12 protein-coding genes are annotated in these 13,253 nt (G+C 48.8%); 6 read left to right on the forward strand and 6 right to left on the reverse strand.

The features are described from left to right. Nucleotides 1–2 precede the first annotated feature (2 nt). Nucleotides 3–1,316 (forward strand): GGDEF domain-containing protein, encoded by a 1,314-nt coding sequence (locus tag B9Y77_RS02865; protein WP_085490397.1) that lies wholly within the window; start codon nucleotides 3–5, stop codon nucleotides 1,314–1,316. Nucleotides 1,317–1,323: 7 nt separating this feature from the next. Here B9Y77_RS02865 and bioA read toward each other — a convergent pair whose 3' ends face one another. The 3 genes from bioA to B9Y77_RS02880 all read right to left on the reverse strand — a co-directional run bounded on the left by bioA (nucleotide 1,324) and on the right by B9Y77_RS02880 (nucleotide 3,897). Next, complete coding sequence (gene bioA, locus B9Y77_RS02870) at nucleotides 1,324–2,655, reverse strand: adenosylmethionine--8-amino-7-oxononanoate transaminase (protein WP_085491423.1); 1,332 nt, start codon at nucleotides 2,653–2,655, stop codon at nucleotides 1,324–1,326. Between the two features lie 115 nt (nucleotides 2,656–2,770). Further along, on the reverse strand, nucleotides 2,771–3,352 hold the full coding sequence (locus B9Y77_RS02875; RefSeq protein WP_085490398.1) for a flavodoxin family protein: 582 nt from the start codon (nucleotides 3,350–3,352) through the stop codon (nucleotides 2,771–2,773). Then, nucleotides 3,349–3,897: an RBBP9/YdeN family alpha/beta hydrolase gene (locus B9Y77_RS02880; protein WP_085490399.1), complete on the reverse strand. Its 549-nt coding sequence runs from the start codon at nucleotides 3,895–3,897 to the stop codon at nucleotides 3,349–3,351. The genes B9Y77_RS02875 and B9Y77_RS02880 overlap by 4 nt, the downstream gene beginning before the upstream one ends. Nucleotides 3,898–4,133: 236 nt before the next feature. Between B9Y77_RS02880 and B9Y77_RS02885 the strand changes: the two genes are divergently transcribed. The 4 genes from B9Y77_RS02885 to B9Y77_RS02900 all read left to right on the forward strand — a co-directional run bounded on the left by B9Y77_RS02885 (nucleotide 4,134) and on the right by B9Y77_RS02900 (nucleotide 7,834). Then, nucleotides 4,134–5,186 carry a glycoside hydrolase family 16 protein gene (locus B9Y77_RS02885; RefSeq protein WP_085490400.1) on the forward strand — a complete coding sequence of 351 codons (1,053 nt, stop codon included), beginning with the start codon at nucleotides 4,134–4,136 and terminating at the stop codon, nucleotides 5,184–5,186. Between the two features lie 188 nt (nucleotides 5,187–5,374). Next, nucleotides 5,375–5,854 (forward strand): single-stranded DNA-binding protein, encoded by a 480-nt coding sequence (locus B9Y77_RS02890; RefSeq protein WP_014545067.1) that lies wholly within the window; start codon nucleotides 5,375–5,377, stop codon nucleotides 5,852–5,854. Between the two features lie 14 nt (nucleotides 5,855–5,868). Next, complete coding sequence (locus tag B9Y77_RS02895) at nucleotides 5,869–6,825, forward strand: hypothetical protein (protein WP_085490401.1); 957 nt, start codon at nucleotides 5,869–5,871, stop codon at nucleotides 6,823–6,825. A 19-nt stretch (nucleotides 6,826–6,844) separates the two neighbouring features. Further along, a complete protein-coding gene (locus B9Y77_RS02900; RefSeq protein WP_085490402.1) occupies nucleotides 6,845–7,834 on the forward strand; it encodes an aspartate-semialdehyde dehydrogenase in 990 nt (329 codons plus the stop codon). A 194-nt stretch (nucleotides 7,835–8,028) separates the two neighbouring features. Here B9Y77_RS02900 and B9Y77_RS02905 read toward each other — a convergent pair whose 3' ends face one another. The 3 genes from B9Y77_RS02905 to B9Y77_RS02915 form a co-directional block, all read right to left on the reverse strand. Next, nucleotides 8,029–9,306 (reverse strand): hypothetical protein, encoded by a 1,278-nt coding sequence (locus B9Y77_RS02905; RefSeq protein ID WP_073424173.1) that lies wholly within the window; start codon nucleotides 9,304–9,306, stop codon nucleotides 8,029–8,031. Between the two features lie 48 nt (nucleotides 9,307–9,354). Continuing rightward, a complete protein-coding gene (locus B9Y77_RS02910) occupies nucleotides 9,355–10,470 on the reverse strand; it encodes an aminopeptidase (protein ID WP_085490403.1) in 1,116 nt (371 codons plus the stop codon). Between the two features lie 101 nt (nucleotides 10,471–10,571). Next, nucleotides 10,572–11,516, reverse strand: coding sequence for an AgmX/PglI C-terminal domain-containing protein (locus tag B9Y77_RS02915; RefSeq protein ID WP_085490404.1), 945 nt, complete (start codon nucleotides 11,514–11,516; stop codon nucleotides 10,572–10,574). Nucleotides 11,517–12,017: 501 nt separating this feature from the next. Between B9Y77_RS02915 and alr the strand changes: the two genes are divergently transcribed. Next, nucleotides 12,018–13,241 (forward strand): alanine racemase, encoded by a 1,224-nt coding sequence (alr, locus tag B9Y77_RS02920; protein WP_085490405.1) that lies wholly within the window; start codon nucleotides 12,018–12,020, stop codon nucleotides 13,239–13,241. The last annotated feature ends 12 nt before the right edge of the window (nucleotides 13,242–13,253 follow it).

Here is a 13,253-nt window from a genome sequence, read left to right on the forward strand (position 1 = left end):
ATATGGGTGATTGCAAAAAGTTTATCGCGGACTTTCCTGTGGACTCTGCGGAGTTTTTCACAGCTATAACTTACGCCACATCTGAACTGTACATTTCAATGCATGTACTTGATCTTGAGAATAATACAGCGTTTCCTATCAAGACCAACGAATTCATCGATAAGTTCATGAAATGCGGCAGCACCCTACAGGATAGTATTACCAATATCATGGTGAACCTTGCATGCCCAGAAAGCGTTTCAACCATCAAGAATTTTACGATCCTTTCAACATTGTCGGAACGCATGAAGAATGCAAATGTTATTTCCGAAATTTTTCACGGGAAAATTCACGGTTGGAGTAAGGCAATGTTTGTACGCGTTGGTGATGACAAGCCACTACGTCGAGTCCTGTACGTTGTCGAAAACGTGAATGCGCAAATGACAAAGCTGGAACAAGAGAAAGAGCTCTTGGAGCAGAACCGCAAACAACAAAATATGATAAATGCGCTCATGAACGGATACGCCTCTGTAGTCGGAGTCGATTTCGTCACAGAAAAGGTGGAATTTTTCCGCACAAGCGATCGAATCAAAAGTGCTCTTGGCTTCATGAAAGAACCGCCTCCGTTCAAGATCCTTGTTGAAAAACTTATCAATACGGCTGTACACGAAGAGGATCGAAAAAGTATCCGAGAAGTGGCTGATGAGTCCTATATTAAGGAATACTTGCCAGTTGGCAATAGTTTGTCAAAAATATTTCACAACGAAGTCGGCCATTATGTTGAAATGAAAATTGTGCGAACCGGCGAAGAAACAACCGTGTTCGGTTTCACCGACAAAAATAACGAAATCACGGAAATAAACGATAAAATCTACAGGGATTCGTTGACTCAAGTGATGAACCGCAAGTATTTTGATGATAAACTATCATCGCGTAATAGTCAAGCCGTCGTAATGGCTGATATTGACTTTTTCAAAGATGTTAATGACAATTACGGCCACCAGTGTGGTGATGCAGCCATTGCTGCCGTTGCATCGATACTGAATTCATCTGTTCGTAATTTAGACCGCGTAGTACGTTATGGTGGCGATGAATTTTTAATTTCGTTCAAGGGTATTACTCATGAAGTGCTGAGAAACAGACTTGAACAGATGCGCGCTCGCGCAGAAAAAATTAAACTGCAAGATTACCCAGGTGTAAAGTTAACGATGAGCTTTGGCGGAACATTCGGAGACGGAATTGTTTCAGATATGCTCTCCTTTGCCGACAAGGCGCTCTACGTATCAAAGAAAAAACGGAACTGTGTGACCTTAGTTCCGTTTGAAGAAAAAATTTAAGTTGTATTTACTCGTGGAATTCGTCCTCGCCATCTACAATCGGTGCGGGTTCGCATTTTCCAATCATCTTAATCGCTTCACAAATGCGGTCCACTTCAGCATCGCTCGTGATGAACGGCGGCATCGTATAGACGTAATTGCAGAACGGACGTAGCCACACGCCAGTTTCTTTGATGACTTTCAGAATATCGTCTGCACTTGGCTTTGCCTTGAGTTCCAAAACGCCAATTGCACCGAGCACACGCACGTCCGCCGCATTTTCGAGCGAACGTAGCGGTTCCAAATTCGCCTTTAAGCGCTTTTCAATACGCGCCACGCTTGATGCATAATCGCGACTTTCAAACAGCGAAAGCGAAGCAATCCCAGCCGCGCACGCTAGCGGGTTTGCCATGTACGTCGGGCCATGCATAAATGCCGGAATCTTGCTATTCGTAATCGTGTCAGCGACCTTCTCGGATGCGACACATGCCGCCATAGTAATGCTACCGCCCGTAAGCGCCTTGCCGATGCACATAATGTCCGGCTTTATAAAGTCGGCGCAATCCTGTGTTGCGGTATGCATCATAGCAAATCGCGGGCCCGTGCGGTAAAATCCAGACGCAATTTCATCCAAAATAAGCAAAATGCCATAACGGTCGCAAAGTTCTCGGAGACGCTTGAGGTAGCCAGCATTGTAAAGCCACATGCCGTTTCCGCCCTGGAAAACAGGCTCGCAAATGACGGCCGCAATTTCATTTTTATGCTCTTCAACAACGCGTTCCATCGAAGCAAAATCGCTATCGTCCCAATCGCTATCAAAACGGCAATTCGGGCGTTCCGCAAAGTAATGGTGCGGCATGATTCCGCGGAAAAGCACGTGCATGCCATCGGGATCGCTCAAAGCCATTGCACCTGCTGTATCGCCGTGGTAGCCGCCCTTCAAGGCGACCAACTTACAGCGCTCCGGGCGACCCAGCGAATGCTGGTACTGCACCGCCATCTTGGCGGCGCATTCCACGGCGATGCTTCCCGAATCAGCAAAGAAAATCTTGTTCAAGCCTTCGGGCAAAAAGTTCACCAACTTTTCGCCAAGTTCAATTGCAGGCTCGTGCGTAAAACCGCCGAACATCACGTGGCACATCTTTTCGCTTTGCTTGCGAATCGCTTCAACAATTTCAGGAGCGTTATGCCCGTGAGCCATGCACCACCAGCTCGATACGGCATCAATCAATTTCAATCCATCGGCGGTTTCAATCGTCGTTCCGTGAGCCGACTTTGCAAGGAATCTTGCGGGAGTATTTTTCAGCGCAGCATACGGGTGCCACAAATGCTCGCTGTCGAAATTCAATAGCGTATTCATTTGAAGCGCAATATAGAAAATTGCGCGGGCATTCCCACGCGACTTCTCGTAATTAAATGTGCCGCGCGGCATTCACCGGCGGCATCTCGAAACAGCGCGGAGTCTCGCGAAGTTTCTATCGAATGAAGTTCGTGTAGACTTTCTGCTTGGCATCAGGCTGCGTCACGCCCGCCTGCTTGCCCGCATCAATGCTCTTGAGGAGCCATGCCATATTGCGGCCCAGTTCCTTCATAATCTGCACGCCTTCTTCGTCTTTCAGCACATCTTCCGGATTCGAACCATGGACCATGTTCCAGTAGCGCGAAGTCACGAGCGGCTGTTGCGCATAAGTCGGGTACTTGTTGAGCACATCGAGAGTTGCAGTCGTTCCTGCACGGCGTGCGGAAACCACGTTTGCGGCCGGCTTGAATAGCAGATTCGCTTCTGCGACACCATAAAGACGGTCGAGGAACATCAGCATTTCGCCACTCGGAGAGGCGTAATAAACCGGAGAACCGTAAACAACGCCGTCCGCCGTTTCCAAGAGTTCCTTGGCTTCGTGGACAACTTCGTTCACCTCGCCCTTGAGCACTCGCCCACCGACAAACACGATTTTCGTCTCGATTCCAGCGGCCTTGAGCTGGTTTGCGACGATGTTCAGAGCTGTATAAGTGCAGCCATTTTCACGACGGCTGCCGTTAAACAAGATGACCTTCATTTTAGAACCTCCGTTGATTCAAATTCTGCAAGGAATTTACGCCCCTGTTCCCATTCACCGAGATCGGAATCCGAATTGATATGTCCAAGAGCACCTGCGTTAAACAGCTTTACGCCCCAGGCGCTTGCAAAAAATTCAGAACGTTCCATCGAGACAAACGGGTCGTTTTCACTTGCCACGACACACGCCGGAATCGGCAGTTTTTCAAGCGGCATCGGCGCAAAGTTCCCAATAAGTTCTACGTTATCCACATCACTTGGCGAAACAAGGAAAGCCCCTTTGATGTACGGCGGAACGCCACCTTGCGATTTCGCCTTCAAAAGATAGTTGACCGTCGTGCAAACGCCCAAGCTATGCGCCACAAGAATCGTATCCGCATTCAACTGCTGGATGCACTTGTCTAAAGTCTCGACCCAGTCCGCTTTCTCGGGATGGTCCCAACAGTGCTGGATGACGCGAGTCGCATTCGGCAAGCTCTTTTCCCAGAAGCTCTGCCAGTGTTTCGGTCCGGAATTATTCAATCCAGGAACAATCAAGTAATTCATTATAGCCTCTTTTCCTACCAAATTAGTATAAAAATTAAATCACTTTCCCGTTAAAAAACAAATTTACGGCAAATTTCGCCCAAATTCGCGCTTTCCCTGCATAACACTACTGCACACTCGATACAGCTGATCTTTTAAATACATTCTATTTTATTGGTTATTTAATTTCGCTAACTTATCTTTATGTTCGGTTAAATGGGATTCTGTTTTGTACAGAAACTTCATGGAGATAAAATATGAACATCAAGAAAACTGCAGTTAAGAGCGCTCTCGCCGTAGCCGCCGCCGCAGCAGCCCTCACCACCAATGTTAGCGCAAAGGATTTTAGCGGTGCCGAACTCTACACGTTAGAAGAAGTTCAGTACGGTAAGTTTGAAGCCCGTATGAAGATGGCTGCCGCATCGGGAACGGTCAGTTCCATGTTCCTCTACCAGAATGGTTCCGAAATCGCCGATGGAAGGCCCTGGGTAGAAGTGGATATCGAAGTTCTCGGCAAGAATCCGGGCAGTTTCCAGTCCAACATCATTACCGGTAAGGCCGGCGCACAGAAGACTAGCGAAAAGCACCATGCAGTTAGCCCCGCCGCCGATCAGGCTTTCCACACCTACGGTCTCGAATGGACTCCGAATTACGTCCGCTGGACTGTTGACGGTCAAGAAGTCCGCAAGACTGAAGGTGGTCAGGTTTCCAACTTGACAGGTACACAGGGACTCCGTTTTAACCTTTGGTCGTCTGAGAGTGCGGCTTGGGTTGGCCAGTTTGATGAATCGAAGCTTCCGCTTTTCCAGTTCATCAACTGGGTCAAGGTTTATAAGTACACGCCGGGCCAGGGCGAAGGCGGCAGCGACTTTACGCTCGACTGGACCGACAATTTCGACACATTCGATGGCTCCCGCTGGGGCAAGGGTGACTGGACATTCGATGGCAACCGCGTCGACCTCACCGACAAAAACATCTACTCAAGAGACGGCATGTTGATCCTCGCCCTCACCCGCAAAGGTCAGGAAAGCTTCAACGGCCAGGTTCCGAAAGATGACGAACCGGCTCCGCAATCTTCTAGCAGCACTCCGGCATCTTCGAGTAGTGTTCCGGCAAGCTCCTCCTCTAGCGTCCCGGTCTCTTCGAGCAGCGAAATCATTCCGCCGAGCTCCTCGAGCGCCACAAACGCTATTCATGCAGTCCGTACAACTCCGACGGTTGCAAAGGAACGCCGTAGCATCGTGAACGCCAAGGGCGCCAAGGTGAATCCGAACGGTCACAAGCGCTATCGCGTGAACTTTGAATTCTAATCGTGTCAGTTTCTCTTTATAATTCTCCTTATCGTAAAAGCCATGTGGTTTACTCCACATGGTTTTTTGTTAAGTCCACTAAAATTAGGGGAATTTCGCCAATTTTTTTGAATTTTGACACTAAAATGTCAAACTAGATTTTGTATTTTTGATTTCGAAATTTTTAAAAATTAAAATAGGATAATTATATGGCTTATTTGAATAAGGTTATGCTCATCGGTAATATCGGTAAGGATCCGGAAGTTCGCGTCAATCCCAACGGCGGTCGCAAGCGCGTTTCATTCTCCCTCGCCACTTCTCGTCGCTATCGTGACAACAACGGCGAACAGAAGGAACAGACCGACTGGCATAACATCATTGGCTGGGGCAAAATCGCAGATATCGTTGAACAGCTTGGTATTCGCAAGGGCATGAGCCTCTATGTTGAAGGTTCCCTCACCAACCGCAGCTGGACCGACCAGACAAGCGGTCAGAAACGCTATGTCACAGAAATCAACATGGACACGTTCCAGCTCCTCACTCCGCGCGGCCAGGGTGGCGCTCCGGGTGCAGGTGGTTTCAGCCAGGCAAACAGCTACCAGCCCAACAGCTTTAACGGCATGCAGCAGAATAGCGCTCCGGCATACGATGCAGGCATGGCAGAAGACGACGTCGATCTTCCGTTCTAATCAAGACTATCTGAATGAATCAAGGAATTGCAGAAATAACGCTTATCTACGGGCTGCCGCTTGGAATATCGTTTGTAACGCTATTCGCCACGGCAACTAGTCCTGGGCGTCATACGAAGGTCATCGGAGCCATTCTATCGACTCTCACGATCGTTATAGACTGCTTGTTCTATTTCGTAAAGAATACCATCATCCTTCAAAATGTCGAAGGTGGTATTCTGCTGTCGTTCTTTTTGCTTTTCTTGTTCAGCATCTTTTGCATCGTACAAAGCGAAGAATGGTCCACTCGTGCTTCGTTCTTGCTGTTCTCCATGTGCATGCTCGTTGGCTGCATTGGTTCGGCATGTTACGAACGTCCGACCCTGGTGCTGACGTCTTCCTATTCGCCGACTGACTTGGTAACGCACAACAAAAAGTACGAAGACTACATTTCGTCTTTTGATAATGCGAACAGCGGAAGCAAGGAACCGGAAGCGGTAAGCGTCGCTGCAAAGAACAGCAACAAGTTTGCTAGCGATGATATTGATGAAGATGTTGACCTCGCTCCTGAAGTCATGGATCGCCTTGATACTTATACAGACAAGGCGGAAACGGTCATCGACAAGATGTTCGATATCATGCGTTCTATAGATTCCTTCGAACCCGTGGAACAAAACGCAAGTGAAATGGAACGAGAAAAGAGAAGCCAGCAAGCCCTCGCCATCAACAACAAGGCGACTTTGCTGAACCGTAAAGCCATTGGAATTTTCCATCCGATGGCGGCACGCGAAGCTCATTCAGAACTGGTCCAAGCATCTGAAACAATCCGTAGTGCTTCACACACTTTGTATTCATACTGCCTTCTGGAAGACCCGCAAGAAGCGATGAAGAAATACACACAAGCGCGCGACTTGATTGTGATAGCCAAAAGGCATATTGAAAAATTCAACAAGATCATTCAAAATTTAACGAACACTCAACCTCAACAATAAGAAAACAAAGGTTAAATCTATGATTCGTAACGTAGCGATCATGGGCGCCACTGGCGCAGTAGGTCAGGAACTCCTCAAGATTCTTGAACAACGTAACTTCCCGCTTCAGAACCTGAAGCTTCTCGCCTCCGAACGCAGTGTCGGCCGTGAATATGAATTCAAGGGCGAAAAGCTCAAAGTTGAACTGACTTGCAAGGACGCTTTCAAGAACGTTGACCTCGTGCTCTCTTCTGCAGGCGCAAGCGTTTCCAAGGAATTCGCTCCGATTGCTGTTGACGCTGGCGCAGTCGTCGTCGACAACACGAGCTTCTTCCGCATGGACCCGAACGTTCCGCTCGTTGTCCCGGAAGTGAACCCGGAAGACATCAAGCTCCACAAGGGCATCATCGCTAACCCGAACTGCACGACCATCATGATGGTTGTCGCTCTCAAGCCGATCAATGACTTGAGCAAGATTACCCGCATCCACGTCGCTACTTACCAAAGCGCAAGCGGTGCTGGTGCAACCGGTATGTCCGAACTCAAGCAGCAGTATCAGGAAATCGTCGAAGGCAAGCCGGTCACCGTAAAGAAGTTCGCACACCAGCTCGCTTATAACCTCATTCCGCACATCGACGTGTTCACCGACAACGGCTACACGAAGGAAGAAATGAAGATGTTCAACGAAACGCGCAAGATTATGCACAGCGATGTCCGCTGCGCTGCAACCTGCGTCCGCGTTTCCGCACTCCGCTGCCATTCCGAAGCTATCAGCTTCGAAACGGAACGTCCGCTTTCTATCGAAGAAGTTTCGAACGCCATCAAGAACGGCGAAGGTCTCCAGCTCTGCGACGACGTTGCAAACAACGTCTATCCGATGCCACTCAACCTCATGGGCACGGATGACGTCTATGTTGGCCGTATCCGCAAGGACCTCGCCTGTGACAACGGCATGAACATCTGGATTGTTGGTGACCAGATCCGCAAGGGTGCTGCTCTCAACGCTGTCCAGATTGCAGAACGCCTCTAATCGCGATTGCACTCCAGCCAAAGGCTGGGGAACGCTTTTAAAAAAGAGTCTAGCTTTTGCTAGGCTCTTTTTTTGCATGTCATCCCAGCCCCAGAGCCGGGATCGCCATTATACAATAACGCCTCCCATTCGGGAGGCGCTGTTGTTCATTTTGTGGAGATTCCCGCTCAAGGCGGGAATGACAATCCTAGCAATTAGAAGCGGACCATCGCACTGAAGTCGATGAACGTTCCATCAGCCTGGAAGTAGTTGCCAAGACCCGTGAAGAGCTTTTCGCCGAGACCAAGTTCAACAGCGAGGAAGTCCTTGTACTGGTAACGGAAACCGATAGAAGCATTGACGGCATCCATCTTGTCCATCATCTTGGAATAATCGGCATTCTTATTCTTCACATAACGGAATGCAACCCAGTCATAACCGACTTCACCGTAGAACATTAAGTTCTTGCTTTCGCCAACGAAAACTTCACCCATCATGCTCGGTTGGAGAACGGCGGTAAGGGCGTACATGTCAACCGGATCATCAAAGTTTCTGTAAGAGAAGATTGCTGCGGCACCGAGAAGAATGCGTGCATTTTCGTTTTCAAGAACGGAGAGACCGCCACGGATGTACGGAGCGAGATCCCAGTAAGAAGGAATCGGAGTGCCCGGTTGCTTTACATCGCCATCGATTTCCGTTTCATTATTGAAGCTGACGAATCGTGCACCGAGAGTCCAGGTAAAGTTCTTGGCAGTCGGAGCGTTGGTCAAGCTGAGGCCGACCGTGAGGCTGTCAAAGCGGTCTTCGGTTTCTGCACCAAGATCCGGATCAGTGTGGGTCTGAGTCTTCGTAGTGAGCCAGTCCACATTTGCAGCAATGTTCATGCCCAAGAAGCTCTTGGCGATAGCTGCTGCCCAGTCATCACCACCAAAGGTCTTCGATTTAACGCCAGGTGCAACTTCATCACCTTCAACGTTCTGTGTTACAGTACCGTCGTTGCTGACGCGGTCACGACCAAGACCTGCTCTGACATAGAAGCCAAAGCCCGGAGCGGCGTAACCGAGAGTGAGACGACCGAGCTGGCTGTCATCATACGGAGCCTTGCTAATGTCAAATGCGGTGAAGAAAGAACCGAGAGAAACAATGCCAAGCTTGTTGGTCGGTTCAATGTAGAAGAACTTGCGGTTTGCAAACAAGTTCGGGAAATCGAGCAAGAGGTCCGTATTGTTTGCTGCGGCCATGTTGCGGTTTCTGTTGTAGGACTTGCCGTGCAAGATAGCATTGAACGGAGTTCTTCTGGATTCCTTCGGAATTTCCGGAGCAACGAAAGGAACCGGAGCTGTGAGGCTTTCAGAAGAAGCAGCCTGTTCTTCCTGCTGTTGGAGCTGCTGTTCGCTATAGGACGGAGCTGTCGTAGCGGATTCAGAAGCTTCCTGTGCAAAAGCGACACCGAAGCTAACGAGGCCAATGCCAAACATCGTTTTCAAATTCATAGTCTTTCCTTGTAATAAGATTTTTTGAATTGTGTGAGAAAAATATAATTAAACAAGGTTCTCTGGATTCAAGCACTTGAGCTCATCGACCACAAAAAGACCATCCTTGCGGATGAGCTTGTCGTCGAACCAAATTTCGCCGCCACCGTATTCCGGGCGCATGATCAAGACCAAGTCCCAGTGGATGGCAGACTTGTTCCCGTTCGGGGCATCTTCGTAGCACATGCCCGGCGTAAAGTGGATGGAACCAGCAATCTTTTCGTCGAACAGAATGTCGCACATCGGAGAGAGCACAAACGGGTTGAAACCAATCGCGAATTCGCCCACGTAGCGAGCGCCTTCGTCCGTATCAAAGATGGCGTTCAGGCTCTTGTTGTCGCCCGTTTCGCAAGTCGCTTCGACAATTTTGCCTTGCTTGAAGACGAGACGGATATTGCTAAACTGCTTGCCTTCGTAAAGTGTCGGCGTGTTGTAATGGATGACGCCTTCGATACTCCCCTGCACCGGCGCCGTATAGACTTCGCCATCGGGAATGTTCATGTTGCCGCAGCACGGCACCGCCGGAATGTCCTTGATACTGAATGTGATGTCCGTGTCCTGCGCCACGAGACGCACCTTGTCCGTCTTGTTCATAAGGTCGACCAAAGCCTGGGCGGCGCGCTGCATCTTCGGGTAATCGGCAAGGCAAGCCTTGAAGTAGAAGTCTTCGAATGCATCCGTGCTCATCTTTGCGCCCTGTGCCATGGACGGGTTCGGCCAGCGGAGCACGCACCAGCGCGTGTTGTTCACGCGGTAGTTGAGCACATCCTGCGTGATGGTCCTGTAGGCAAGCATCTTCTTGTCATCGATGTCGCAGTTTTCCATCGCGTTGTTCATTGCGCGGATAGAAAGGTAAGCTTGCATCTGCTTCATCTCGTTCATCGCAAGGTCCGCAGAGAGCTTCATCTGTTCTTCGGAGGCGCTACGGATAACTTCGCGGCGCACACGGCTATTGTAATTGTGGACAAATGCGTTACCGCCAACTTTGGCAACAGCCTTGATGAGCTCAGTCGAGAGCTCGTCCGGCGTATCGGTCGTTTCGATTAAAATGTTTTCGCCCGCCTTGAGTGCAATGGCGTTATTTATCAAATTTTCTGCAAGTTGCGTAATGCGAGGATCTTTCATTCTTTACCCCATAAATTAAAATCACCGAAAGTCGGCGACAAAAATCGCCGACTTAAATTTAAAAATCTATTTGTCTTTATTCTACTCCAATTTCCATTCCATTACTCCGTAAAGGTAAACGGAATCGTCACTGTCGTATTTCCAGATTTGATCTTGCTGAATTTCCATCCACTCACAGACTTCTTGACTTCGCTATCGAATTCGGCATATCCCGTCGTAGAACCCACCACAGCGATGCTGATGATTTCGCCTCCCGGCGCAATAGTGAACTTCATTGTCACCTTGCCTTGGAATCCAGGTTTCTTCTTCAAGTATTTGTTGTAAATGTGGCGAAGTCCCGGTGTACGCTGCTTAACGACCTTCATGATTTCAGAAGCCGAACGTGATGCACTCGGAGATCCCATATCGATTTCATTCATCTTCGGTTCCTTCATAGTACCCATAGCCTGTGTCGAGATGGCTCCTGCAGAACCGCCGAGCAAGCCGTCAAGCATGTCGCCAATTCCACCAGAACCTCCCGCAATGCTTCCAGGATTGAATTTACCTCCTCTTTTGCCACGACGCTCACCAATTTTTGTCTTTCCAGATTTCATCACGCCATTGACATGAGTGAGAACTTCATGGATATCTTTAGCAAACTTCGTACCCATCAAATCGTAAGGAGACAAGCCTGCTTTACTTGTTCGTATGGCAAGTTCCTTAAGGACACCGCGGTTGACAGGAGCCCTCGGGTTACCTTCACCTTTAGGCTTTGCTGCACCTCCTTTATGTTTACGATTGATTTTTTCATCATTTTTCTTTACATCTTTTTTGACTTTCGGTTCCTCCTTTAAAGGTTCGTCAATTTTCATTGTTGTTGTGATTGTTGGACTTTCAGGTGCTGGTTCAAACATGACCTCACCAATCAACGCTTCATACGTAGATGCCCAGAAGCCAAGCATCAATGCGACAATAAGCGATGCACCAGAAATGCGCACCATCTTCTTGTCGGAATCTGGCATCAAGGATGCGATGAAAGCATCTTGTTTTTGCTTTGTTGTTTTCATGATTTTATCCTCCCTTTGCAGGAATTTGGATGTTTTTGTTTTTTGGGTATCAGCAAACCAACTACCCCGTGAGCGGAGTATCAATTTGCCGAATGGCAATACTTCGGAATAAGGCTACCCGAACAAGCCTTGATTGCGAAGTTTCACGCGATTACATATAATGTCAGAAAAAGTTTAATTACAAAGTAAGGTATTTACTTAAACAACCCACATCCTTACCACACCCATAAAGTACCAATAAAAAAATCGCAAAAACCACTCCAAAACAGTAAAGAAAATTTCATACGAAAGTTTGTAAACTCAGATAAAATAAGGCTTGGCGCGTAGTTATTGGGCTTGCTCGCGATTATCGATTTTTTCTCAGCTTTAGATTTTTACAAAACTTAGACCAGTATAATTTATTCCATATTAGAATAGAATTCACAAAACACCCTCTATATTTGCGTTTTTTTACCGATCGCGAGCCCATTTTTAAAATGGCTTACCTATATTTCCATTATCATGAAACTTTTAGCTACTCCTCCCGATTTAAATAAGATTGCTCGCCCGAACTGGATTGAAATCAACCTAGACGCCCTCTGCAACAACATTCAATTTATCAGAAGCCAGATTCCGGCTTCCACAAAGATTTTGCTCCCTGTCAAGGCCGACTCTTACGGTCACGGAAGCCTCGCCTGCTCTTTCGCCGCTAAGTTCGGTGGTGCCGATTACCTCGGTGTCGCCCACATCAGCGAAGGCATGCTGCTTCGCCAGTACGGCATGGACTTGCCGATTCTCGTGCTTGGTCCTTGCACACCTTCTGACTTTGCATACTTTGTCGAATACCAGCTCACGGCTGCCATTACCGACATCCGCACCGCAATGGCTTTCGACCAGTTCCTTGGTGAAACAGGCACCGAATGCAAGGCTCACCTCGCCATTGACACAGGCATGAACCGCTACGGTTTTGATGCCGAAGACTTCAACAACATCCGCGCTGCACTCAGCCTCAAGCATCTCAAGTTCGAAGGCATGTTCACGCATCTCGCTACAGCCGACATGCCGGGCAACCCGAAAACAGAAATTCAGATCCAGCGCTTTACACGACTCGTCGATGTGCTCGAAGCTGAAGGACTCCGTCCTGAAATTTGCCACTGCTCTAGCTCCGCAGGCACGCTCACACACCCCGAAAGCCATTTCGACATGGTGCGCCCTGGTCTCACGCTTTACGGCTACAATTGCATGGGTGCAGTCCCGACCACATTGCCGATCAAGCCGGTCATGAAAATCAAGTCCACCATCCGCCACGTGCACGACGTGAAGCCTGGCGAAACTGTTAGCTACGGCGGTTACTGGGCAGCCCAGCAGCTCACGCGCATCGCAACCATCGCAATCGGTTACGGCGACGGTTACCTCCGCGGCGAATACAACAAGGGCTTTGTCTTCATTCGCGGACAGCTTTGCCCGATTCTCGGACGCGTCTGCATGGATGCGACGATGGTCGACGTAAGCCACATCCCGGATGTGCAAGTTGGCGAAACTGTTGACGTCGTGAACGGTGAACTCGACTTCCGCATTTCGATGGAAAGCGTTGCTGAAGAACACCACACGATTCCGTACGAAATCACTAGCCGCGTGGCTCGCCGCCTGTACCGCAAGTACTACTGGAAGAACCGCCTCGTGCGCTGGGATTACCTCAAGGAAGAATTCGGCGTCAAGGAATTCAAGGAATATCCATTGCGCTAGGAGAAGCACCGC

Origin of the sequence: Fibrobacter sp. UWB13 (assembly GCF_900177805.1) — a bacterium.
Taxonomy (GTDB): Bacteria; Fibrobacterota; Fibrobacteria; order Fibrobacterales; family Fibrobacteraceae; genus Fibrobacter.

What these genes read in the sequence shown, in the direction of transcription:
- bioA (WP_085491423.1), bottom strand. Translation starts at nt 2,655, where the DNA reads ATGAATACGCTATTGAATTTCGACAGCGAGCATTTGTGGCACCCGTAT.
- B9Y77_RS02865 (WP_085490397.1), top strand. Translation starts at nt 3, where the DNA reads ATGGGTGATTGCAAAAAGTTTATCGCGGACTTTCCTGTGGACTCTGCG.
- B9Y77_RS02875 (WP_085490398.1), bottom strand. Translation starts at nt 3,352, where the DNA reads ATGAAGGTCATCTTGTTTAACGGCAGCCGTCGTGAAAATGGCTGCACT.
- B9Y77_RS02900 (WP_085490402.1), top strand. Translation starts at nt 6,845, where the DNA reads ATGATTCGTAACGTAGCGATCATGGGCGCCACTGGCGCAGTAGGTCAG.
- B9Y77_RS02895 (WP_085490401.1), top strand. Translation starts at nt 5,869, where the DNA reads ATGAATCAAGGAATTGCAGAAATAACGCTTATCTACGGGCTGCCGCTT.
- B9Y77_RS02910 (WP_085490403.1), bottom strand. Translation starts at nt 10,470, where the DNA reads ATGAAAGATCCTCGCATTACGCAACTTGCAGAAAATTTGATAAATAAC.
- B9Y77_RS02880 (WP_085490399.1), bottom strand. Translation starts at nt 3,897, where the DNA reads ATGAATTACTTGATTGTTCCTGGATTGAATAATTCCGGACCGAAACAC.
- B9Y77_RS02915 (WP_085490404.1), bottom strand. Translation starts at nt 11,516, where the DNA reads ATGAAAACAACAAAGCAAAAACAAGATGCTTTCATCGCATCCTTGATG.
- B9Y77_RS02885 (WP_085490400.1), top strand. Translation starts at nt 4,134, where the DNA reads ATGAACATCAAGAAAACTGCAGTTAAGAGCGCTCTCGCCGTAGCCGCC.
- alr (WP_085490405.1), top strand. Translation starts at nt 12,018, where the DNA reads ATGAAACTTTTAGCTACTCCTCCCGATTTAAATAAGATTGCTCGCCCG.
- B9Y77_RS02890 (WP_014545067.1), top strand. Translation starts at nt 5,375, where the DNA reads ATGGCTTATTTGAATAAGGTTATGCTCATCGGTAATATCGGTAAGGAT.
- B9Y77_RS02905 (WP_073424173.1), bottom strand. Translation starts at nt 9,306, where the DNA reads ATGAATTTGAAAACGATGTTTGGCATTGGCCTCGTTAGCTTCGGTGTC.